The sequence below is a fragment of the Halomonas sp. genome (assembly GCF_034520545.1).
Classification (GTDB): domain Bacteria; phylum Pseudomonadota; class Gammaproteobacteria; order Pseudomonadales; family Halomonadaceae; genus Halomonas.
On sequence record NZ_JAXHNN010000009.1, the window covers coordinates 651,058 to 672,340 of the forward strand.

Genomic DNA, 21,283 nt, shown 5'->3' on the forward strand with positions numbered 1-21,283 from the left:
AGATAGACTATGCCACGAGAGCTGAGAAGTACAACGACAACCGGCGGGCGTCGCATGGCGGGCGCACGGAGTCTCTGGCGGGCCAACGGCATGAAGTCGGAGCACATGGGAAAGCCCATCATCGCCATAGCGAACTCGTTTACCAAGTTCGTGCCGGGCCACGTTCACCTCCACGAGATCGGCCAGCAGGTGAAGCAGAAGATAGAGGCGCGCGGCTACTTCGCCGCGGAATTCGACACCATCGCCATTGACGACGGGATTGCGATGGGCCACGGCGGCATGCTCTATTCCCTGCCGTCGCGAGAGCTCATCGCCGACAGCGTGGAGTACATGGTCAACGCCCATCGCGCCGACGCGCTGGTGTGCATCTCGAACTGCGACAAGATCACCCCGGGCATGCTCCTCGCGGCCATGCGCCTCAACATCCCCACGATCTTCGTCTCCGGCGGTCCCATGGAAGCCGGTAAGGTGGGCGACAAGACCTACGACCTCATCGACGCCATGGTCATGGCCGCGGATCCCAAGGTATCGGACGAGGAGATGGAGCAAGTTGAGATCTCCGCATGTCCTACCTGCGGGTCCTGCTCGGGCATGTTCACCGCAAACTCCATGAACTGCCTCAACGAGGCGCTGGGCATGGCCCTTCCGGGCAACGGCTACCGTCGTCGGCCACTCACGCCGATCTCGCACGCGAGCTGTTTCGAGACCGGCGGCGGATCGCATCGTGGAGATGGCCGAGGCATACTACGAGAAGGAGGACGACTCGGTTCTGCCGCGGTCGATTGCCACGAAGCCCGCGTTTATGAACGCCATGACCCTCGACATCGCCATGGGCGGCTCGACCAACACGGTGCTCCATCTCCTCGCCATTGCGCGTGAGGCCGGGGTGGACTTCACCATGAATGATATCGACCGCTTGCGCCGCAAGCTCCGAACCTCTGCAAGGTCGCCCCGAGCTCGCGCTGACCCACGTCGAGGATGTAAACCGCGCCGGCGGAATTCTCTCCATCATGGGCTGAGCTCGAGCGAGGCGGACTGCTCGATACGTCGGTGGGTCGGGTCGACGGTCTTTCCCTCGGCGATGCGATCGACCGCTACGACATCTTGCGGGAGTCGCGGTCACCGGAAGCGGAGCGGATCGCCTCGAGCGCGCCGGGGAACACCGTCGGCAACCGGGTGATGGGCTCGCAGACGCGCCACCTTCGAGGAGCTCGACACCGACCGCGCGACGGGATGCATCCGGGATATCGAGCACGCCTACAGCAAAGACGGCGGCCTCGCGGTTCTCGAGGGCAACATCGCGAAGCGTGGCTCCATCGTGAAAACAGCCGGCGTGGATGAGTCCATCCTGACCTTCAGCGGTCCGGCGCGCGTGTATCACTCCCAGGAGGACTCCATCGAGGGGATCCTCTCGGGAGAGGTCAAAGAGGGTGATGTGGTGGTAATTATCTACGAGGGTCCCAAGGGCGGGCCCGGCATGCAGGAGATGCTCTACCCGACGAGCTATCTCAAGGCGCGCGGGCTCGGGAAGGCCTGCGCCCTCGTCACCGACGGGCGTTCTCAGGCGGGACCCTCGGGCTGTCCATCGGCCATGTATCGCCGGAAGCCGCAGCGGGTGGTGCCGTCGCGCTCGTGCGTACCGGGGACATGATCGATATCGACATTCCGAACCGCAGCATCGATCTGCGCGTGTCGGCCGAGGAGCTTGCATCGCGGCGGGCCGCGGAGGAGGAGAAGGGCGAGGTGAACGCCTACCGGCCGGAGCGTGAGCGGGAGGTTTCCGTGGCCCTCAGGGCCTACAGCCTGCTCGCGACCTCCGCGGACCAGGGGGCCGTGCGGATGCTTCCCGAGGGTTGCTGAGCCCCATGGCTGCCGAGTGTAGAGGAATCGCGCGCGCCGGCGCGGCGCGGCCGCCGCGCCGCGCCGCGCGCAGCGCGGCCGGCTACGCGGTCCTGCCGGTAGCCCGCGAGGAAGCGGCCGAGCCCCTCCGATGGCGGCCTTCAGCTGCTCGATGTCGGGCAGGAAGACGACCCGAAGTGATCCTGCTCGGGCCAGTTGAAGCCGGTGCCTTGTACGACGAGGCGTGTGCTCTTTCTTCAGGAAGTCGAGCACGAATTGCTGGTCACTGGTGATTCCGAACTTCTCGGTGTCGAGACGGGGAAAGAGATAGAAGGCTCCTCGGGGTCTGACCACGCTCAGCCCGGGGATGCTCGAGACCATCTCGTAGGCGAGGTTCCGCTGGTCGTTGAGCCGACCGCCGGCGGCGAGGAGCTTCGGGCGCTCTCGGTGTAGCCGCCGAGGGATGCGCCGAGCGCCGCCTGCACGCCGAGCTGCGCCGGGAACGTTGCTGCAGAGGCGCATGTTCGCAAGCATGTTCAGCCCTTCGATGAAGTCCTTCGCCTTGGCCTTGTAGCCGCTGAGCGCGAGCCAGCCGCATCTGAAGCCGGCTGCCAGGAAGTTCTTGGAAAGCCCGGAGTAGGTGAGAACGAGGGTGTCCTCGGTCATGGCCGCCGGTGAGTGGCATACCTCGTCGTCGTAGAGCACCTGATCGTAGATCTCGTCGGCGAAGACGATGAGCCCGTGCCGCTCGGCGATTCTCACGAAGCTGCTCGACGAGATCGCGCGAATACACGGCGCCGGTCGGGTTGTTGGGGTTTATGAGTACGACGCCCTTCGTGCGGTCGGTGATCTTCCGACTCGAGGTCGTCGAGGTCGGGCTGCCAGTCGGCCTGCTCGTCGCAGCGGTAGCGGCACCGGACTCGGCCCGCCGGCCAGGTTCACCGAGGCCGTCCACAGCGGATAGTCCGGCGCCGGGATGAGGATCTCGTCGCCGTTGTCGAGCAGCGCCTGCATCGTCATGGTGATGAGCTCGCTGACCCCGTTCCCGATGAAGACGTCCTCGATATTCACGTTGGGAAACTGCCGGTGCTGGTAATACTGGTAGATTGCCTTGCGCGCGGAGTAGAGGCCTTTGGAGTTGCTGTAGCCCTGCGCGTCCTTCAGGTTGACGACGACATCGTGCAGCAGCTCATCCGGTGCATTGAACCCGAACGGCGCCGGATTCCCGATATGCAGTTTGAGGATGGAATAGCCCTCTTCCTCGAGCCGCTCGGCCTCGTCGAGAATGGGACCGCGAATGTCGTAGAGGACGTTGTCGAGTTTCGTCGATTTGCGTATTTCCTGCATAAGCCTTGCCGACGCGGCCGGAGTCTGCCGGTTCAGAGTCGCACGTAGTCACCGATCGTGGGGTCGGCGCGCAGCTGCTCTTTTTCCTCATCGGCTGGACGGCGCGGGCGATCACGCTCGTTCTCCACGAGGCACGAGGAAGCCGAGGTGTTCGTCCTCTGCTGCCTGGAACTGATGCCAGGTGAGGGGTGGCACGTGTACGACGTCGTGCTCAGCGATGTCCTGGACGTGGGAGCCCCGATCCGAGTAGGCAACGACCCTGCCATGGCCGCGCAGGATCATCACGCCGTGCACATGCTCGTGGAGCTCCAGCGATGAGTAGCCGCCGGGCTTTACCTCGAAGTACCGAAACTCACACGAGAGACCCTGCTCGCCGTCAAAAAAGACCTGCTTATTGATGCCCCGGAAGAAGTCCCCGACCTTCCGGTATTCCTTCACGTCGACATCGTCCCAGCGGAAGGCATCGCCTTCCTTGTGGAACGTGCGAACGCTGATTGGTGCGTTGCTAACGCGTGCTTCTTTCTCCATACTGGGAGTATAACAAAAAGGGCCGAATCGTGCACGGCGGTCGGTCGGGCTCCGCGCGCGATTACTACGCTCATGGTACGACGTACGGAAGCGAGAGGTCAGCATGAAAGGTGACGTCATCATTGTGGAGGAACACCACCGCAGGGCGGCCGCGAAGATCGCCGCAGCCATCGAGGAGTCCATTCGCGCCACTGCGCGCGATCACACACGATCTGGTCGCCGGTGAGTCGGGAAGCGGCAAATCCGAAACCGGCAAGGCATTGAAAGAGGAGATCGAGAAGTTCGGATTCAGGGCCGATGTGCTGCAGCAGGACGACTATTTCGTGCTGCCGCCGAAATCGAACGACGCGAAACGCCGGGAGGACATCACCTGGGTCGGCGGGCAGGAGGTTCGCACCGAGCTCCTCGACGAGCACCTCGCCGCGGCGCAGCGGGGCGAGAAGTTCGATGACCGAGCCCCTGGTCATCTACGACGAGGACCGCATTACCGAGGAGGAGATGTCCCTCGAGGGCGATCGGTAGGTAGCTCATAGCGGAAGGCACCAGATGACGGCCCTCCTGGAGCATGGTCGACACGCGCGGTGTTCATTAAAAAAATCCTGACAGCTTCGCTCGAAGACGCCGGGAGTTCCCGGAAGAGGCGAGGACGCGAGGAGAATCGAGCCCTTCCTCGAAGAGGTCCTTGAGTTCGAGCACGATACCGATCTCCAAGCACATCGACGAAGGCCGATATTGCGGTTGACCGCCCGCGAACTACGAGGTGCGGCTTGCGAGCAACGGGTGCCGATGAACCTGGCGAAAGACCTGACACGGAGCTCAGAGATACATGGGCGGCCCGGGCGGCCGACGAGCGGCGTGCCTGACGAGCGGTGGCGAGCTGTCCGTTCGGCGGTGGGCTCTCCTCCCGAGGATGCGGTGGAGGAGCCTGTTGGAGCTCTGGCACGGCTCGGCGGGCGCGTCGCGGGAGAGGCGGCGGACGCGGCCGTCTGCGAGAGAGCAGAGGACCCTCCGTAGCCGGTCGACCGGAATGGCCCGCCGAGCTCCGCGGACCGGCGGCAGGCGCGCGCGACAGCGACTGGCTTCGCCGCACCAACATGGTGGGAGTCAACGTGCGCACGATCGGCTCCTTTCTGTCGGTCGCGAAGTACGCGATGACCCTGCCGCCGTACCCAGGATTCGATACATCTGCTGCCCGTGTGGGAGCCCGGCGTGGCTGGGAGCCTCTACGGGATCAGCAGTTTCAACATCAACGCTGAGTTCGCGAGCGATGAGCTCGCCGAAGCGTTCTCCCACCTCGCCGGCCCCGAGCGACAGCTGCGGGCGGTGCGTGAACCGCTCTCACGTGATGGGTTTCGCCGTCGGCATGGACGTGATCCCGCATACGCACCGCTCTCAGAGGTCGTCCTCGGCCATCCTCAGCACTTCGAGTGGCTTCGCCGTGAGGACCTGCGCATCGTCGACCATCGGGCCGATCTCCATACCGAGGTGCAGGAGCGCATTACCGACTTCCTCGACCTCTACGGACCCGCCGGCGGCGCGGGGGCCGGCGAGGCGCCGTCCGGCACGCGCGAAGCGTCCCGCGCGGCGCCGAGCTGTTCGCGCAGGACTTCGACGAGGCGCTCACGAAACCGCATCTCTTCGGCGATATCGCCGACAAGGAGGCGCGGAACCGCCGCCGCGGCGAGCTTGCCCGCCACATCTACCGCCACGGATACGAGCCGGTGCCCGCGACGATGGCGCCGCCCTACCGGGGCATCGAAGTCGACCCCGACACCCGCTACGAGGACGCCGACGGGCATATCTGGCGGGACTATCGCATTACCGAGCCGCAGAGCATGTCACGCGTCTTCGGTCCGCTCGCGCGGTACAAGCTCTACGAGCGCCTCGACGACAACCGCGATTGGCAGGTGGACTTCTCCCGGCCGCGCGAGGCGGTGTGGGCCTACGTCTGCCGGCGCTACGCCGAGATGCAGGAGCGCTTCGGCTTCGACTTCATGCGCGGCGACATGTCCCACGTGCAGATGCGGCCCGAGGGGGTTCCCGAAGAAATCGACGAGCGATACGACCTTCTCAAGGCTGTTCGCGGATACATTCGCGAGCAAAACGACGCGCCGTACTTCGGGTACTTCTGCCGAGACCTTCATCGCGCCGCGCGGCGTCATGGCCTACGGCGATGAGATCGATCATCTCGAGGCCTGCGACGCGGAAGTGACCCTTGGAGATCTGCAGTCGGTGCCGGTGGGAAGCGAAGATTTCATCCGGAGCTTCCGGCTGGTACCGGATATCGCCGAGCACGCGCCGTCGTCACGCCGAGTTTCACCATCATGACCGGCGACAAGGATGATCCGAGGTTCGATTCGTTCTATCTGGCGGGAAACGAGCTTCGTCTCTTCATGGGGCTCTTCTGACCGACATGCCGAGCTACATGGCCCTCGGTTTCGAATGCCGCGATGTGCACAACAGTCCCGCCCCCAACGAGCACTACACGAAGCTTTACGTCTTTCAGGAAACGGACGGACCGAAGGCAACCAGCGGTCTCTACCGTTTCGGGCGCAACGGGAACCTCTTCTACAACCTCACGCGCATACGGCTTTTCGCCGAGGATGTCCTGCCGGAGCTCACCGGGGCGCCCTGTCGCCTGCTCGTCCCTCCGGATGCCACGGCCTCGCAGGCGTTCTTCGCCTGGACACAGGCCGATGAGCCGCGGTATCTCTTCGTCGGAAACGCCGATACCTCGACGGCGGTGTGAGAACTTCAACATCCCGGCCGGCCCGGTCCTGCCGGCCGGTGCAGCTCTGACACCGGTGTTCTCGACCGCGGAGGGGCTCACCGAGAGCGAGCTCGCCGCACCCGGAAACGGTCGCACGTTCAGGATTCGCCGCCTCGAGCCCGGAGAGGGGCGGGCGTATCGCATCGCATAAAAGAGAGCGCTATGCTAAGATATCGTGCGTGGAGCACCGAACAGCGATTCTCGAAAAGGCCGGAACCGCCGGCGATCTCGCCGCGCCGGAGGTTTCCGATGACACACTCACTGGACCTTGCTCGGCCGGGTAAGCCGAACGTTCGCGCTCTCGAACCGCTATTTGCCGCAGCCTCTGCGCCGCGCGATGACGGTCTCCTACCTCCTTTTTCGCGTCTCAGATTACCTCGAGGACAACCACGTAATGAGCCCCGCGCGCAAGGTGGAGCTGTTGAACCTCTGGGAACGGGTTCTCAGCGGCCGCGGCGGGAGGAGCGGCTGCGCGGTGAGCTGCAGGACCTCGAGGACGACGATCCGGAAGCAGAGGTGGCTCGCCGGTTCCCGGAGTTGACGCAGAAGTCTGGCGACACTCGGTGAGGCGTCGGATAACGCGGTGCGACGACGGGTATGCGAGACTACACGCGGCATGGCCCGGCGCCGACGCAGGGGCCCGTCGTGGAGACCGAGGCCGAACTCGACGAGTACATGCACGACGTTGCCGGCATCGTCGGCTATCTCATCACCGAGGTCTTCTCCCACTTCGACCGCCGAATCGCGCGTCGTCGTCAGGCGATGATGGGGCTCGCGCGCGAGTACGGGCTGGGTCTGCAGACGGTCAACGTGATTCGCGGGTTGCGGAAGGACTATGCGCGGGGATGGCTTTTCGTGCCGCGACGCTACCTCGAGGAGCTCGGCCTCAGCCCGCGGCAGTTTCTCTCACCGCTGCACGTGGAGCGGTCCATGCAGGTCGTGCGGCGCCTCGTGGAGAAGGCCGAGCATCATCTTCGCGACGGACTCGAATACGTGCTGCAGATCCCGCGACATCTTCACCGGCGTGAGGCTTGCGACCAGCGTGGCCGCTTCTCTTTGCCGCCCGCACCCTGGCCCTCAGTCGCGATAACCGGGACGTGCTGCTCTCCGAGGCGAAGATGTCACGCGAGGACGTCGAACGGATCGTGCGCCGAACGATGATTCACGGCTGGTCCAATCGGTGGCTCCAGCGCTACCACGAGCAATTGCTGCGCGGCGACGGCGTCTGAGGGACGCGCGCCGCGGGCGACTCAGCGCAGGAATTCGCTGTAGTGGATGGTGCCGCGGTCCATCATCCGCTAGAAGCGGTGCCTTCACCCACTCACGGATGGGTGCGCGGCTCAGGGAACGAGGATCGCGAAGCCGAGAACGTCGGCGAGCACTCCGGGGGCGATGAGCACCGCTCCGGCCACAACGAGCAGGAGCCCGTCTATGAGACGGTCGGCGGGAAACTCGCCCCGCTGCATCTGCATCTCGATCTCGAACCACACGCGTGCCCCCTGTTGGCGGGCAAGCCCGGCCCCGACAATACCGGTGATGAAGTACGATTGCGATCGTCGGGAGCGCCCCGATCACCTGGCCGATCTTGATGAGAATGTAGAGCTCGACGATAGGTATGGCGGTAGAGTACCGCGAGTCCGAGAAACATCGCCTTAAAGCTACCACATAGGAGGCGAAGAGGGAACGCCGACACCAGAATCTCTCGCTGCTCCTGCTTCCACTGCTCGAAGGCGTTCTGCTCATCCTCCCACCAGGCTGCAAAGTCGCCACGGACCACCCCGTCGAAGTCGTTCCAGGGTGAGCTACGCTCCTCGAGGTAGGTTTCCCGAGCGCCCGATTCCGCGATCGCGCCGCCGACGAATCTTCCGGTGTAGCTCCGGCCGTCCGCCCAGGTGTAGGTTCCGCTGCCGTGGAAGACTCCGCCGCGGAACTCACCCTCGTAGCGATCGCCGTTGTTCATGCGCAGCACGCCGGTGCCGTGGGGCTCGCCGTCTCGAAGCTCGCCGGTGTAGGTGCCCTTCGCGAACCGGATCGTGTCGGAAGACGTTGCGGGGTCCGGCTGCGCAGTCTCGGGCGTCGGCTCTGCGGGTGTCGGCGGGGCGAGGGTGAGCACCCGGCGTGCGCTGTGAACGCGCCGGCTCCAGTATCGAGCGGAGAGCGGGGTCATCGTGACGCCACGTTCCGGCCCGTCGGATATGGCATGTATGATGGAGTCCTGTCCCGATGTAGATGGCAACGTGCGAGATGATGCTCGGGTCGGGCCCGGTTGCGAAGAACAGAAGATCTCCCGGTCGGACCTGGTCGACGTCGATGGCCTCACCAAAGCGCGCCATTGCGCGTGAGCTTCGCGGAAGCTTGGGAACATGCGGGCGGTAGATGTAGTTGACGAAGCCGCTGCAGTCGAAACAATTCGGGTTCGCGCTTCCAAAACAGTAACCGCTTCCGAGATAATCCTGTGGGGGCGACGATCTCGTCCGTCACATCGATTGCAGCCGCCGGGGCCGCGACCGCCAGCAGCAGAACGAGCACGGCAAACGGCGCCGCCGGCGTCCGTGCAGGCCGTGGTTTCAGTGTACGCATGGTCGATTCTCCCTCGGTCGTCATACTCACCTGCGCCAGAAGAAGGGGGTAAACACGATGAGAACGGTGAACACTTCCAGCCTGCCGAGCATCATGACAAAGCTCAGGAACCACTTGATGTAGTCCTGGAAGAAAGCATAGTTCTCGAGCCGGCCCCACTAGCCCGAAGCCGGGGCCGATGTTACCGAGGGTAACCAGCGCCGTCGAAAAGCTGCTCAGCAGCCCGTACCCCCCGGTCGCTACTACAAATGTCGTCACGAGCAGGACCGTAACGTAGAGGAAAACGAAACCGGAGATCGCGTAGACCACGTTCTTCCGCACCGTCTCTCCGTTGAGTTTCACGCCGAAGACGCCGCGGGGTGCAGCAGGTAGCGCATCTCGGTGAAACCCTGCTTGAGGAGCGTTACCACGCGCACCACCTTGATGCCACCGCCGGTCGAGCCGGAGCAGCCCCCGATGAACATGAGTATGAAAAGCATCGCCTGTGAGACTGCGGGCCACGCGGCATAGTCGGCGGTGACGTAGCCCGTCGTCGTGAGGATGGACGCGGCCTGGAATGCGCCGAAGCGGAGACTGGTACCGAAGGTCTGGTACACGCCTGCGCGATGCAGCCCAAACGCCACGACGAGGGAACCGACCGCGAATATCAAAAGATAGGACTTCAGCTCCGTATCCCGCAGGATGCCGATCGCCCGACCGGTGAGGAGTTTGTAGTACATGACGAAGTTTACGCCGGCCATCACCATGAATGCGGTAACGACGACGTGAATGAACGGAGAGGCATAGAAGCCGACGCTGGTGTTCTTGGGCGAGAAGCCGCCGGTGGCGAGGGTGCCGAATGTGTGCGTCAGCGAATCAAAGAGGTCCATCCCCCCCATGAGCAGAAGAACAGTTTCCGCCGCCGTCAGCCCGAAGTAGGTCAACCAGAGAATCTTTGCGGTCTCGGTGACCTTCGGGGTGATCTTGTCGACGGTGGGTCCCGGTGCTTCCGCCTTGAGAAGCTGCAAGCCGCCGATTCCCAGAATTGGAAAGATCGCCACGGTTAGCACGATGATTCCCATGCCGCCCAGCCAATGGGTGAGCGAGCGCCAGAAGAGCATCGATCGTGGAAGTGATTCGATGTCGGTGAGAATCGAGGCCCCCGTCGTCGTGAACCCCGACATGGTCTCGAAGAATGCGTCGACGAATTGCGGGATGGCGCCGGAGGTGTACAGCGGTACCGCACCGAAGAGCGACACCAATACCCAGCTCGCCGCGACGAGAAAGAAACCGTCTCGCGTGGAGAGGTCGCTCTGCTCGCTTCTGGTCAGGATCAGAAAGCCGGAGGCGGCGACGGCGAGGACGCCGATAGGGATGAGAAAATGTCGGAGTAAGCTCATGCTCGCCGTAGTACCACGCGACCACGACCGGCGTAAGCATTAGAGCCGCTACGATGAGAAGCAAGAAGGCAATCACGCGAAAAACCAGCTTCGGGTTCATGGCACGAGCGCGATGCTACACCATCGTGCCGCCCTTTGTCTGCATTTCGGGCGTGGGTTGTCCGCGCTGCGGCGGGAGTATCAATCGGGAGGTCGTCTCCGGACGGGGCTCCTACTTCTGCGACTCCCACCAGGAGCGCTCCCTCGCGTCTTAGCTTCTCTGGGGAGGCATTCGGAGCCGCGGGCAACTTCCGGCGAGGCGCCGAAGAAACTCTGAAGGAGACCCGTGAGCCGCTGCTCCAACATCGCAAACGAGAAAAAGCGCCGGGCGATCTCGAAGTTGCGATCGGTCATCGCCTCGCGGGCTTCCGCGTCGAGGAGCAGCGCGCGCACGCGGTCCACCGCCTCACGTGTGAGGAAGCCGTCTATTGCCACTGTCTCGAAGCCTTTCGGCTCGATGTCCACGATGTAGACGCTGTAGCGGTTCACCAGCAACGGCTTTCGAAAGTAGACGGCCTCGAGGAAGGCGTTGCCGAAGCCTTCGTAGAGGCTCGGATAGGTGATGAGATCGGCGTGGGGGTAGACGTCCCACAGGGTGTAGAGCTTGCGTCCGTCGTCGTCGAACTTCCGGGTATCGTGGAGCCTGTTGGCGAGCAGGTGAATTTCAACGTCCCGCCGCGCCGGCGGTATCGAGCAACCAGTCCTGATAGCCGGTGCCCTCGGTCGCCGTGCCGAGTGCGAGACCAGAAGCTTCGCGTTGGGCAGGTCGAGCTGCTTCACGAGATATAGTGCTTGCTCGATCCCTTTCCGCGACACCACCCGCGTGGGCTGTAGAATGAGTATGTCATCGGCGGAGAACCCTAAGCTTTCGCGGAAATCGTTGTTGAACTCGTCGACCTCGGTCCGGGGTGCATCGAAGTCGATGACGTTGTAGATCATCGTCGAGGTAAGACCACGACGTGCCGCGAGCTCGCGCTGCATCATCGAGTTGATCACCACGTGACGAACGGACGGCAGGTCGGGAGGAAACGCGGATTGGAGGATATCCTGCACCGCGTTCAGGAGGAACCGGGATCGCTCCCACCACATGTCGTGATGGTGGGCAATCGTCGGAGTGCCCGTCTCCGCGATGACTTCGGTCAGCGCGATGCCCAGGGAATGTGCATCGGTATCGATAGGGCGTTCTGCGGCACGAGCACGTCGATGTCGAAGCGCTCGAGGAAGTCATAGAGGCGATCCTTGAGGATATTCAGCACGACGCCGCGATGGTGTTCGGACTCTGCCGGCTTCGGACCTGTGTGCCGAAGATCAGGTCGTTCAGCGCGAGGTTTTTGCCTCAGCGTTGAAAAAGGCTTCCGGTACCGAGCAGGCTCCGATCGGGCTCGGTGTCCAGCACGCCGCGAACCAGAAACGATTCATGCCCGAGGCGGGCGAAAACGTCGGCCCATTTTCGCGCCTCGAGCGACACGCCGTCGGTACCGGCAAACCTCGTCGATACAAAACCGATGCGTTTCTTATCCATTCCAGACTGACCGTGATTTCACTGTATCATGAATTGCCGTTCCCGACCATGAGACGAACTGAATCAACGATTTCCTTTGCGGTTGTGATCGTTTCCAGGTTCCCGGCAATTGCCCTGGTGCCTCTGCCGTCGGGACTCAGCGGGCCATCTCGAAGTCCGCTTTGGGGAGTGGCAGCTCGTCACTGCCCGCGGCCTCCGCACCACGCGAGCCATCTGGGCGCGTCGCTCACACGAATGAGGGCATGTACACGGAGCTTGTGGGCTGAAGCGCTCGCCGGCGGTCACCGAAAATGGTTGCGGATACGCCGCCGTCGATGATGTCTACGCTTTCAGCAGCTCAGCCACCGCATCTGTAAGCGCTTCCCAGCCGACCTCGGAGCCGATGTTGATACCGTTGAACTCGGTGACTGCGTCGCTGCGGAGGGTCAGGTAGAAGACCGCGCCCGGTGATAATGGCGAATAGCGCGTGCATGTCGAGGTCTCGGGCTGATCCTGCGGCGCAACCACCTTCCGATACCGGTCCGTGAAGCTCCAATCCCGCTCTTCTTCCCGCGCCTCGGAGAAAGCCTCGGTAGTCGCATCTGGCGGTAACGCGAGCTCCCAGATGAAGAAGCTGCTCGGCGAGGTCGTCTCCTTCACCGCGGCGTGAAGGTCCAGGATTACATGGCGCACCACGTCGGCGAGCGGAGTGCCTGCTGATGCGTCCCAGCGCCTGTTCCGCAGCGCGGGACTGCAGGGGATCCAGATCGGCGACGGCGCGGTAGAGACCAGACAGGTCGCCGAAGTAGCGGTATATGAGCACCTTGCTGACGCAGCACGATCGGCAATTGCGTTTACCCCCAGCGCGGAGAAGCCGTCGGTGCGAATGATCTCGATTGCGGCCTCCACCAAACGCTTTTCCGTGCGCTTTCCGTCCTCGCCGTTTCCGCTTCCCGGCTCGCTCATGCGGCAATGTTACCGGTTAGTAACCTGGCTGTCAAGGGCCGTGCCTCTTGGTCAAGAAGGCCTATCATCCGTATACTGGTATCAGACTTCCGACAGGAGGATTCCGATGAAGCGAGCCTGATGGCGAGCTCCACTTTTGCAGTTCTGGGCGTGATGTTGATGGCCCCGGTAATGCCGGCCCAGAGTGATTTGTTCGACGTGGTCCGAGAAGGAAGCCCGACGGAGATCCGCGAGGTGATAGCGGACGGCGCCGACGTGAACGCGAGGTCCGAGAAGGGCCGGACGCCGCCGATGCTGGCCGTAGCATTCAACGAGTCGCTCGGGAGTATTCGTGCGCTGCTGGAAGCCGGCGCCGATGTGAACGCCCGCAGCGAGGCGGGAACCACCGCGCTGATGATGGCAAGCGCGTACAACTCCGACCAGCGCGTCGTCGCCCTGCTCCTCGACGAGGGCGCACGCGTCAACGTGAAGAACAATATCGGAGAGACGCCCCTGCTGTCGGCCTCCCGAAGCAATCCGAATCCGGAGGTCGTCCGTATGCTGCTCGATGCGGGCTCTGACATAGATGTGCGGGGCGCTGACGGGTCGACTCGCTGCTCATCGCAGCTCGGCGTGAATCCGAACACGGAGGTGCATGATGTGCTGCTCGAGTGCCGGCGCGGACGTAAACGACACCGGCGAAAACGGTGGCACCGTGCTGATGACCGCGGCGCTGTTCAACAGGAACCCCGAGGTGATTGAGTACCTGCTCGACGCCGGCGCCGAGCCCGGCCGTGAGGACGTGCATGGCAATACCGCCTGGGACTACGTTCAGATGAACAGAGCAGCTGGCCGGCACGGAGGCCTTCGACACCCTGAAGGCTCTCCTGAAGAATAAGAGGCCGAGATATGCAGAGCCGGGTGACGAGGTGTCGAATCTGCGCGACAATGGGGGCATGAAACCCGAAATTGGATTCGTTGGGCTCGGGGTCATGGGGCGCCCGATGGCCTCCCACCTCTCCCGTAAGTACTCGGTTATTGCCTTTGATGTCGACCGCTCGCGCCTGGAAGGGCTGACCGGTGTAGAAGCCGCCGGACGCCCCTCGGAGGTATGCGAAGCGGACGTGGTGCTGCTGTCGCTGCCGTCCACGCACGCGGTCGAGACAGTCGTGCTCGGCGGCATGGACGGCCGCTGAACACCTCGAGCCGGGTTCCACCCTCATCGATCTCTCAACCACCGAATCCGTCGCGAGCCGCCGCATCCGCGACGTGCTCGACCGGAGAAACGGATCGACTTCCTCGATGCGCCGGTTCTCCGGGCGAGAGAAGGGCGCCCGCGAGGCGTCACTGTCCATCATGGTCGGCGGTGCGCCGGAGGTATTCGCGCGTCACAAGGATCTGCTGTCGCTCATGGGCTCATCGGTAGTTCACGTGGGCGAGGTGGAAGCGGCGGCATCGACGAAGCTCGTGAACAACATGATCGCGGCGGCCGCTTTCACGTCCACCGTCGAGGGGTTCAGCCTCGCCCACGGAACGACATCGACCTCGACACGCTCTACCACGCGATCCGGGTGGCTGGGCCGGCTCGAAGGTGCTCGACGTCAGCGCCGAGGCGATCACGAGCGGCGACTTTGCTCCGGGGTACGGTTGAGCTGCTGTGGAAAGACCTCGGCTATGCGCGGGACCTCGCCCGCATGCAGGATGTCCCGATCCCTGGCGACCGCCGCCGTCGATCAGGGTGTTCGTGGCCGGCCGGGCCGCTGGGCTCGGTGATCTCTCCCAGCCCTCACTGATAAAGCTGTGGGAACAGGTGATGGGGCGCGAGATCTCGGGCGACGGCGGCGCCCCACGACCGGACGAGCGCACGGAGGGATCCTCGTGAAATTCTCCCGGGTGTTCTCCTGCCCCCTGTCCGATCCTTACGTAGTGAGTCCCTTGCATCCCGGGGACGGTGTCGGTTTTCTCGCGGCCCCGGAGACCGAGGGCCCGGTGATTCGGCTGAGGTTGGAGAACGGTGTGTGGCAGAATGACGAGATAGCGCCGGGGCCGGGGGGCTGCATGAGCATCATATCCGAGCCCGGCCGAAAGGGCGCCTACCTCGCCATCATGCAGTGCTATCCGATCTTTCGCTTCGAGGCCGGCGGCATCTACCGCCTGTCGCCGGACAATGAGGCAGGCGGGTCCGTACAACGTCTTTTCGAGCTACCCTTCGTTCATCGTATCGAAACGGTGCCCGGGGAGGGTGGCTATCATCTCGTAGCGGCGACCATCACCCAGGCCAAGGATTCGCAGGAGGATTGGTCCCGTCCCGGTGTCGTCTACCACGCGTGGATACCCTGACCGATGGCGAACCGGGCGGCTCTACGCCGGTTCTCGAGGGCCTCTATCATAACCACGGGATGCTCCGCACGCGTCTCGACGAGCGGGACGTCGTGCTCGTGTCCGGAGATCAGGGGCTGTTCGCGATTACCTTCGACGATTCCGCACATCCGCGGGCGGAGGGGCCGCTGCTCGAGGCGCCCATCAGCGAGGTCGCGCTCGTCGACCTTCTCGGCGATGGGGCTCCGCAGCTTGCGACCGTCGAGCCGTTCCACGGAAACCGGATCGCGCTGTATCGGGCGCAGCAGCGGGCGAATCTACTCGAGCGAGACATCTGGTCGAAGGTCTGGTCCGCGCCGGCCGCCTTCGGGCACGGCACCGCGGGGCGGAAACTCCGGGGTGAGCCCGCCGTGCTGGTTTCCGACCGTCGCGAAAGCTCCGATCTGCGCGTAATACGGCGTGGGGCGAGCGCGGGAACGGGCGATGAGGCATTCGGCGACCAGGTGGGGGTGACCGACGAGCCTGCGGCGAAGGGTGTCAGCGCCGCGAACGTGGCCGTGTTGGAATCGGACTCGCAGACCTACGTCGCCGCGGCCGAACAGGCTACCAACGAGATCGCGGTCTACACGGTCAAATGAATAGAAGGGAGATTCCGGTAGATGTCGGACAATGAACGGTTCGCCTCGGCGGTGCCCTGGGTGATGTTTCTCATCATGATGGTGTTCTTCGCCGTTTTCCCGCGCCTCCTGCTCGCGCCGCTGCTGCTGCGGATCTCATCAGGTCTGGGCATCGAATACGGACGAGCATCCAGCTTCTTTCTGACCGCGGCCTTCGGTTTTACGACGGGGCTCTTGATATCGGGCTTTGCCGCAAAGCTCTACACCCATCGCTGGACCATCGTGGGCAGCGTAGCGTTGACTGGCGTATCGTTTCTCGTCCTCTCGACGGTGCAGACCGTTCTCGCCTTCCACGTCGTGCTGTTCGTGGGGGCCTTCGGCAATGGCCTCTATCCCGGATCCGGAGTCGCCTCCGTTGCGGCGCTCGTGCCCGACCACCACCGGGGAAAGGCGCTCGCCATGCACGAGACGGGGCCGAACCTGGCGTTCATTCTCGCGCCGATACTCGCAGCCATCATCGCCCCGTTGGCGGGATGGCGCGGAGTATTTGCGCTCACCGGCGTGGCCGCATTGATAGCGGCCGCGGTGTTCGCCGCATTCGGGGCGCGGACACCGAGAGAGCGGCGAAGCCGCCGCACTTCGAGAACATCAAGTTGTTCTGCATAGCCGCGATTTCCTGGATCACCGCCGACCCTTTTCGCCGTCGTCGTGAGCACGGCGGTCGGTGTGTTCTCGATGCTTCCGACCTTTCTGGTTGTTGAGCACGGGCACTCGGAGCGGTCCGTGAAATACCTGGTTGGAGTCTCCCGCATTACCGGCTTCGCGGCGATTTTCACGGCCGGGGCGCTCTCGGACCGCTTCGGCTTCGCCGCGGTGGTGAGTGTCATCATGAGTGTGACGGGGGTCATGACGGTTCTGATCGGGCTCACTCACGGTACGGTGTTGCTCATAGCCGGTGTTTCTGCAGCCCCTTGTCGTGCAGGCCTTCTTCCCGGTCGCGATTCGGCACTCACGGACACAGCGCCGGTCGCGGCACGTAATCTGGCCGTTGCACTTGCAATTCCCATGGCAAATCTGGTAGGTGCGGGTATAGCCCCGCGTGCATTCGGTGCAGTAGCGGCAGCCGGTTACTTCGAAGCCGGTTTCATAGCGCTCGGAACGCTGACCGTGGCGAGTCTCGCGCTGTTGCCGCTGCGACGGGCGAAACAGGCAACCCCCGGCACCACCCCGGCCTGAGGAGACAGGATGAGCGACGCGTATATCAAGCAGGACACACCTTTTGTGGTGCCGACCGACGACGGTAAGCACATCGAAGAGCACTTCGGCATACCCAGTACCGGTATGAAGGACGTCAGCGTAGCTCGGATGGAGGCCCCGCCCGGGTGGTCCGAACCGGCTCAGACTCCCGAGTTCGACGAGCTGACCCTCATGGTCAAAGGCCGCAAGCGGATCATCGTGGGCGAGGAAGCGTTCGAGCTTTCCGCCGGACAGCTCACACTGGTTCGCGCCGGAACGCGGGTACAGTACTCGAACCCCTTCGATGAGCCGGCGGAATACTGGTCGGTGTGCCGTCCGGCGTTCTCTCCGGACCGTGTGCACCGCGAGTGAGAGGTATCTTCCTCCGCGGCGGTCGATCTCAGGAGGTTCCGGTGAGCGATTCCATACACACGGTGCTCGATGCGATTCTGTTCGGCTCGGAGGGGCGAGAGCCCCTCGGTGGCGTCGACTTTCGGGGGCTCGGCGATACGAGTACCGCGAGGCGACTCTCGACCCTCGGTGCACGCCTCGCCGGCAGAGACCATGGCGGAACAGGCGGCGGCGCGGGTTACAAAACAGAACCCGGACCGGCGGGTGCGAGCGACGAGTTGGACACGTTTCTCGAAACCGCCGCGGAGCGGGCCCTCTCCGAGCTCTCCGATCTACGGGACTCCGACACCGAGTGGCGCAGTAACCTCGACGAGGCCGCCGAAGCCGTTCGGGCCGGACGCGTAGGTGGGACGAGGACGCCCGGAGTCTTCTGTGGGAGGTCCTCTTCCCGGAGGGTGCGCGACTCCTCGGTCGGACGGAAGCCGCAATAGCGGAGCTCCGCGACCGCCGCGGCGTCGAGCTTCAGAAGCTCAACGACAGACCGCTCGCCGACCCTGTCACCGAGCTCCTTGTCACGTCGAACGTCCTCCTGACGGTCCCCCATACCCGTGAGGAAATCGATGCGCTGCCCCACGGCGACGGTGTAAAATCCCGCATCCGCCATGCCTTTGAGGAGGAGCAGCGCTACTTCTACGACCATCCCATCCATATAGGGACTCCGCCCGAGAACAACGAGGCGATATACGGGTTGCGGGGTCTCAATGATGCGGTTGCCTGGGAAAAGGAGCACCGTGGGGTCGCCTCTGAGGCACGTCTCACGGTCGGTCCTCAGTCTGTCGGTGACGCACGACGGCCTCCACGAGGTGGGACGCGAGTATCTCGGCGAGGAGATACGGCGAGCGGGTGCCTTCGAGCATCTCGATGTATACCTCTTTACCGAGGGTGGACTGCCGCCGCATCGTAGAAGACGTGCTCGCGCCCTGACCTCTCGGCCGACTCGCTTCAGTCGGTCGTGGAGGTGTTCGGCGTGGACGGAGAGTACGGCAGACATTACTCCTTTCTGAAGGCGATCGCGGGGTTCTGGCAGGTCTTTGTCGATCCGCACATTCGCGCGACCTTCAAGATAGATCTCGACCAGGTGTTTCCCCAGCCCGAGCTCGCCGAACAGACCGGCGCGTCGGCTTTTGAGCACTTCATGACCCCGCTGTGGGGTGCCCAGGGGGTCGATCGTGAGGGAAATCGGGTGGAGCTCGGCATGATCGCCGGCGCGCTGGTGAACGAGAAGGACATCGGTAAGGGTGTATACACGCCCGACGTGCCGTTTCCCGAAGATATTCCGGCGGGCGAGGCTGCCGTGTTCTTCAACAAGCTCCCCATGGCGGTTAGTACGCGGGCCGAGATGATGACACGCTACGACGCCGATACCGCGCTCGACGGCCGTACCCGCTGCATCGAGCGGGTTCATGTAACCGGCGGCACGAACGGCATCCTCGTGGACTACTCGTAGACGTTACCGGCCTTTCACCCCCTCCTTCATCGGCCGCGCCGAGGACCAGGCGTACATTCTGTCGGTGCTCTACGAGGAAGGACGGGAGCTCCTTGCGGTACGTGCACGAGCCGGGGCTCATCATGCGGCATGACAAGGAGGCCTTTGCCGGTGAGTCCATCGCCGCGGCCCGGACCGGTCGGTTCATCGGGGACCTCGCGAGAACCTACTACTTCACACGCTACGCCGAAGTCCTGCCCTGGGGGATGGAGAGAACGAAGTCCCGGATCGATCCGTTCACCGGCTGTTTCGTGACATCACGCTGCTACAGCGTTATCGTGTTGCGGCTGGCGCTGCACGCCGCACACCTCGCTTCCGCCGGGCGGCACGAGGAGGCCTCCGGCGTCCTGCGCCTCGCCGCACGAAGTCGGCCCCCGTTCCGGGATCCCGCCGGCGAGAAGGTGCGGACGCGGTACCACCTCGAGCGTGCGGCGTGGAACAGTTTCTACGACGCTCTCGGCCGTGCGGAGGCCGCCTCCGGGGATAGTGGCATTGCAGCCCGCAGCGTGGTAGCTCCGGCACATCTGGGACTTTGACTTACGTTCTCGTCATCGGCCGGCGTCAGGTAAATCGTACACCGAAATAATCCTCCAAATCCAAGTCACTTTTTCGTAACCAGTTAGAGCGCCGTCACCGTGCGGATTCCGGCTTGGCACGGTTCATGCAAGGGTGTATCCAACAACTTGTGTTGGAGGTTTCCTCATGAATGGTGTTTTTAGCAAACGGGCGAGGTATGCCCGGACGGCGGTACGGACCGCGGCGGCCCTTGTCGCAGCAATTGCCCTGGCGGGTCTTGCCGCCTGTCAGCTTCCGGTTCACGACCCCGGTGGCTCACTCGAAGTGAACGTCGGGTCCATCGGTACGCAGAGCCTGTTGCCCGACCTGGATATGGATGTGGATTCGTACGTCGTTTCCGGGACCGGGCCGAACGACGCTTCTTCCGAGCGAACAACCACCGGTAGTACGATCGTTGTGGAGGAGCTCACCACGGGGCCGTGGACGATCGATGTCGTCGGCTACAACCTGGACGGGGTCGACGTCGCGAGCGGCAGCGGTGAGACCGACATCTCGGCGGGGGAGACCTCCCAACTCACGGTAGCCGTGCGTCCGTACGAGGGTGCGGGGACGCTCAGTGTCTCTGTCACCTGGCCGGATGCCGATGTCTCCGACCCTTCGATCGCGGCGGAGCTCGTGTCCTCCGACGGGGAGAGCGTGAATCTTCCGTTTACCATCTCCGGGGCGGGGCAGGCGACCTACGAAAGTGCCGACACTGCGGCAGGGTACTATACCCTTTCGGTGCAGGTGCTCGACGCCGGCACCGCAGTTGCCGGTGCTGCCGAGGCCACCCGTGTCGCGGCAGGGGCTACCACCAGCGGCACGATCGAGTTCAGTAGCGTCAATCCGCCGACAGGCGATACGGATCACCACGATTGACCCTGATCTCGATGAACCGCTCGAGGTGAGCCTGAGCGAGCAGTGTCGAGCCTGGAGCTCGGCGGCTCGATGACCGTCACGGGTACGGTGAGAAAGCGAGACGGGGACACGGTGTCCTTCACCTGTACGCAACGGAGCCTACCTGGCTGCCGGGGACACGGTGACGCTTGGGCAGAGCCTTACCCCCGGAACGTACCGGCTCGACGCCATTGCATACACGGCAGACGGGAATCGATCCGGTTCGGCCTCACACGGCTTCTCGGTGGTCGAATGATGGGTGCTCCACGCACGTGGAAGCCGCCGGTCCCGCGCACAGCCGCGGGGCCGGGTAGTCGTTCTGATCGCCCTGGCCGGGCGTCCTGGCCACGCTGTGGTCCGCGACCAGCCGCTCTCCGGCAACGTCGTTGTCGGAGAGCGGGCGTCGGTAGCGCTCAGCGTCGGCGGTCTCTCGTCCAGACGATACTGCCGGATGCGGACACGCAGCTGGCGGGGTACCGGCTGACGGGTACCGGACTGACGGAGACAGTTTCGAGGTCGATACTGCCGACGGCAGCGCCACGGTAGCTGATCTGAACCCGGGTACGTGGTCGGTAGACGCCGTAGGCACGAACAGTACGGGTTTCTCCGTTGCGGACGGGACGGCTTCCGTCTCGCTCTAGGCGGGAACGCAGACCTCGGTGGCAATACATGTCAGCGTCGTCGACGGGACGGGAACGCTCGAGCTGAGCACCACCTGGAACGACGAGCACACCGTTTCCCCGTCCGTCCAGGCGACGATCGTCGACGCCGACGGATACGAGACGACTCTGTCGGTCCCCGCGAGCGTCTGGCGGCCGCGCCTCCACGACGGTT

27 protein-coding genes and 4 pseudogenes are annotated in these 21,283 nt (G+C 63.8%); 20 read left to right on the forward strand and 11 right to left on the reverse strand.

What is annotated here, in order from left to right; all coding sequences use genetic code 11:
- Window positions 1–9: 9 nt before the first annotated feature.
- Window positions 10–1,860, forward strand: a pseudogene (ilvD, locus tag U5L98_RS08150) (dihydroxy-acid dehydratase).
- Window positions 1,861–2,052: 192 nt separating this feature from the next.
- Here ilvD and U5L98_RS08155 read toward each other — a convergent pair.
- Together U5L98_RS08155 and U5L98_RS08160 are read right to left on the reverse strand one after the other, a co-directional pair.
- Window positions 2,053–3,186 (reverse strand): annotated as a pseudogene (locus U5L98_RS08155) (aminotransferase class I/II-fold pyridoxal phosphate-dependent enzyme); the annotation flags it as partial.
- Window positions 3,187–3,297: 111 nt separating this feature from the next.
- A complete protein-coding gene (locus tag U5L98_RS08160; protein WP_322557802.1) occupies window positions 3,298–3,885 on the reverse strand; it encodes a cupin domain-containing protein in 588 nt (195 codons plus the stop codon).
- An 89-nt stretch (window positions 3,886–3,974) separates the two neighbouring features.
- Between U5L98_RS08160 and U5L98_RS08165 the strand changes: the two genes are divergently transcribed.
- Entirely contained in the window at window positions 3,975–4,247 is a 273-nt protein-coding gene (locus U5L98_RS08165) for a hypothetical protein (RefSeq protein WP_322557803.1), read from the forward strand.
- A 984-nt stretch (window positions 4,248–5,231) separates the two neighbouring features.
- Here U5L98_RS08165 and U5L98_RS08170 read toward each other — a convergent pair.
- The gene (locus U5L98_RS08170; protein ID WP_322557804.1) at window positions 5,232–5,411 is read right to left on the reverse strand and encodes a hypothetical protein; all 180 of its coding nucleotides are present in this window, start codon (window positions 5,409–5,411) and stop codon (window positions 5,232–5,234) included.
- Between the two features lie 36 nt (window positions 5,412–5,447).
- Between U5L98_RS08170 and U5L98_RS08175 the strand changes: the two genes are divergently transcribed.
- The 5 genes from U5L98_RS08175 (at window position 5,448) to U5L98_RS08190 (ending at window position 7,645) form a co-directional block, all read left to right on the forward strand.
- Window positions 5,448–5,891 (forward strand): hypothetical protein, encoded by a 444-nt coding sequence (locus tag U5L98_RS08175; protein ID WP_322557805.1) that lies wholly within the window; start codon window positions 5,448–5,450, stop codon window positions 5,889–5,891.
- Window positions 5,875–6,042, forward strand: a complete 168-nt coding sequence (locus tag U5L98_RS08180) for a hypothetical protein (RefSeq protein WP_322557806.1) — start codon at window positions 5,875–5,877, stop codon at window positions 6,040–6,042. The genes U5L98_RS08175 and U5L98_RS08180 overlap by 17 nt, the downstream gene beginning before the upstream one ends.
- Window positions 6,043–6,139: 97 nt before the next feature.
- The gene (locus tag U5L98_RS08185; protein ID WP_322557807.1) at window positions 6,140–6,463 is read left to right on the forward strand and encodes a hypothetical protein; all 324 of its coding nucleotides are present in this window, start codon (window positions 6,140–6,142) and stop codon (window positions 6,461–6,463) included.
- A 289-nt stretch (window positions 6,464–6,752) separates the two neighbouring features.
- Entirely contained in the window at window positions 6,753–7,025 is a 273-nt protein-coding gene (locus U5L98_RS18840; protein ID WP_416208192.1) for a squalene/phytoene synthase family protein, read from the forward strand.
- A gap of 104 nt (window positions 7,026–7,129) precedes the next feature.
- Window positions 7,130–7,645: a squalene/phytoene synthase family protein gene (locus U5L98_RS08190; RefSeq protein ID WP_322557808.1), complete on the forward strand. Its 516-nt coding sequence runs from the start codon at window positions 7,130–7,132 to the stop codon at window positions 7,643–7,645.
- A gap of 179 nt (window positions 7,646–7,824) precedes the next feature.
- Here the strand turns inward: U5L98_RS08190 and U5L98_RS08195 are convergent, their stop codons facing one another.
- The 4 genes and pseudogenes from U5L98_RS08195 to U5L98_RS08205 form a co-directional block, all read right to left on the reverse strand.
- A complete protein-coding gene (locus tag U5L98_RS08195) occupies window positions 7,825–8,022 on the reverse strand; it encodes an FxsA family protein (protein ID WP_322557896.1) in 198 nt (65 codons plus the stop codon).
- 344 nt (window positions 8,023–8,366) lie between these two features.
- Window positions 8,367–8,651: pseudogene (locus U5L98_RS18845) on the reverse strand (hypothetical protein); the annotation flags it as partial.
- Between the two features lie 103 nt (window positions 8,652–8,754).
- Window positions 8,755–8,865, reverse strand: a pseudogene (locus U5L98_RS18850) (NlpC/P60 family protein); the annotation flags it as partial.
- Between the two features lie 537 nt (window positions 8,866–9,402).
- On the reverse strand, window positions 9,403–10,443 hold the full coding sequence (locus tag U5L98_RS08205) for a TrkH family potassium uptake protein (protein WP_322557810.1): 1,041 nt from the start codon (window positions 10,441–10,443) through the stop codon (window positions 9,403–9,405).
- 98 nt (window positions 10,444–10,541) lie between these two features.
- Between U5L98_RS08205 and U5L98_RS18855 the strand changes: the two genes are divergently transcribed.
- Window positions 10,542–10,697, forward strand: a complete 156-nt coding sequence (locus tag U5L98_RS18855; RefSeq protein WP_416208193.1) for a zinc finger domain-containing protein — start codon at window positions 10,542–10,544, stop codon at window positions 10,695–10,697.
- Here the strand turns inward: U5L98_RS18855 and U5L98_RS08210 are convergent.
- The 3 genes from U5L98_RS08210 to U5L98_RS08220 form a co-directional block, all read right to left on the reverse strand.
- Window positions 10,624–11,571, reverse strand: coding sequence for a glycosyltransferase family 4 protein (locus U5L98_RS08210; protein ID WP_322557811.1), 948 nt, complete (start codon window positions 11,569–11,571; stop codon window positions 10,624–10,626). The genes U5L98_RS18855 and U5L98_RS08210 overlap by 74 nt on opposite strands.
- Before the next feature lie 247 nt (window positions 11,572–11,818).
- Window positions 11,819–12,004, reverse strand: a complete 186-nt coding sequence (locus tag U5L98_RS08215) for a hypothetical protein (RefSeq protein ID WP_322557812.1) — start codon at window positions 12,002–12,004, stop codon at window positions 11,819–11,821.
- A gap of 321 nt (window positions 12,005–12,325) precedes the next feature.
- Window positions 12,326–12,949 carry a hypothetical protein gene (locus U5L98_RS08220; protein WP_322557813.1) on the reverse strand — a complete coding sequence of 208 codons (624 nt, stop codon included), beginning with the start codon at window positions 12,947–12,949 and terminating at the stop codon, window positions 12,326–12,328.
- Between the two features lie 120 nt (window positions 12,950–13,069).
- Here U5L98_RS08220 and U5L98_RS08225 point away from each other — a divergent pair, with 120 nt between their 5' ends.
- The 9 genes from U5L98_RS08225 to U5L98_RS08255 all read left to right on the forward strand — a co-directional run bounded on the left by U5L98_RS08225 (window position 13,070) and on the right by U5L98_RS08255 (window position 17,472).
- Window positions 13,070–13,690: an ankyrin repeat domain-containing protein gene (locus U5L98_RS08225; protein ID WP_322557814.1), complete on the forward strand. Its 621-nt coding sequence runs from the start codon at window positions 13,070–13,072 to the stop codon at window positions 13,688–13,690.
- Window positions 13,587–13,826, forward strand: a complete 240-nt coding sequence (locus U5L98_RS18860) for an ankyrin repeat domain-containing protein (protein WP_416208194.1) — start codon at window positions 13,587–13,589, stop codon at window positions 13,824–13,826. The genes U5L98_RS08225 and U5L98_RS18860 overlap by 104 nt, the downstream gene beginning before the upstream one ends.
- Window positions 13,827–13,884: 58 nt before the next feature.
- Entirely contained in the window at window positions 13,885–14,124 is a 240-nt protein-coding gene (locus U5L98_RS08230; RefSeq protein ID WP_322557815.1) for an NAD(P)-binding domain-containing protein, read from the forward strand.
- A 25-nt stretch (window positions 14,125–14,149) separates the two neighbouring features.
- Window positions 14,150–14,701 (forward strand): NAD(P)-binding domain-containing protein, encoded by a 552-nt coding sequence (locus U5L98_RS18865; protein ID WP_416208224.1) that lies wholly within the window; start codon window positions 14,150–14,152, stop codon window positions 14,699–14,701.
- A 105-nt stretch (window positions 14,702–14,806) separates the two neighbouring features.
- The gene (locus U5L98_RS08235) at window positions 14,807–15,268 is read left to right on the forward strand and encodes a hypothetical protein (RefSeq protein ID WP_322557816.1); all 462 of its coding nucleotides are present in this window, start codon (window positions 14,807–14,809) and stop codon (window positions 15,266–15,268) included.
- On the forward strand, window positions 15,256–15,885 hold the full coding sequence (locus tag U5L98_RS08240) for a hypothetical protein (protein ID WP_322557817.1): 630 nt from the start codon (window positions 15,256–15,258) through the stop codon (window positions 15,883–15,885). Before U5L98_RS08235 ends, U5L98_RS08240 begins: the two co-directional genes overlap by 13 nt.
- A 21-nt stretch (window positions 15,886–15,906) precedes the next feature.
- Window positions 15,907–16,530 carry an MFS transporter gene (locus U5L98_RS08245; RefSeq protein ID WP_322557818.1) on the forward strand — a complete coding sequence of 208 codons (624 nt, stop codon included), beginning with the start codon at window positions 15,907–15,909 and terminating at the stop codon, window positions 16,528–16,530.
- Between the two features lie 60 nt (window positions 16,531–16,590).
- Window positions 16,591–17,100 carry an MFS transporter gene (locus U5L98_RS08250; RefSeq protein ID WP_416208195.1) on the forward strand — a complete coding sequence of 170 codons (510 nt, stop codon included), beginning with the start codon at window positions 16,591–16,593 and terminating at the stop codon, window positions 17,098–17,100.
- A 9-nt stretch (window positions 17,101–17,109) separates the two neighbouring features.
- Entirely contained in the window at window positions 17,110–17,472 is a 363-nt protein-coding gene (locus tag U5L98_RS08255) for a cupin domain-containing protein (RefSeq protein WP_322557820.1), read from the forward strand.
- A 217-nt stretch (window positions 17,473–17,689) separates the two neighbouring features.
- On the opposite strand, the gene U5L98_RS08260 is transcribed toward U5L98_RS08255, so the two are convergent.
- Window positions 17,690–18,160 (reverse strand): hypothetical protein, encoded by a 471-nt coding sequence (locus tag U5L98_RS08260; protein WP_322557821.1) that lies wholly within the window; start codon window positions 18,158–18,160, stop codon window positions 17,690–17,692.
- Between the two features lie 318 nt (window positions 18,161–18,478).
- Here U5L98_RS08260 and U5L98_RS08265 point away from each other — a divergent pair, with 318 nt between their 5' ends.
- From U5L98_RS08265 to U5L98_RS08275, 3 genes are all read left to right on the forward strand, one after another.
- Window positions 18,479–18,958: a hypothetical protein gene (locus tag U5L98_RS08265; RefSeq protein WP_322557822.1), complete on the forward strand. Its 480-nt coding sequence runs from the start codon at window positions 18,479–18,481 to the stop codon at window positions 18,956–18,958.
- A 92-nt stretch (window positions 18,959–19,050) separates the two neighbouring features.
- A complete protein-coding gene (locus U5L98_RS08270) occupies window positions 19,051–19,533 on the forward strand; it encodes a hypothetical protein (protein ID WP_322557823.1) in 483 nt (160 codons plus the stop codon).
- A 166-nt stretch (window positions 19,534–19,699) separates the two neighbouring features.
- Complete coding sequence (locus U5L98_RS08275; RefSeq protein ID WP_322557824.1) at window positions 19,700–20,431, forward strand: hypothetical protein; 732 nt, start codon at window positions 19,700–19,702, stop codon at window positions 20,429–20,431.
- Window positions 20,432–21,283: the final 852 nt, after the last annotated feature.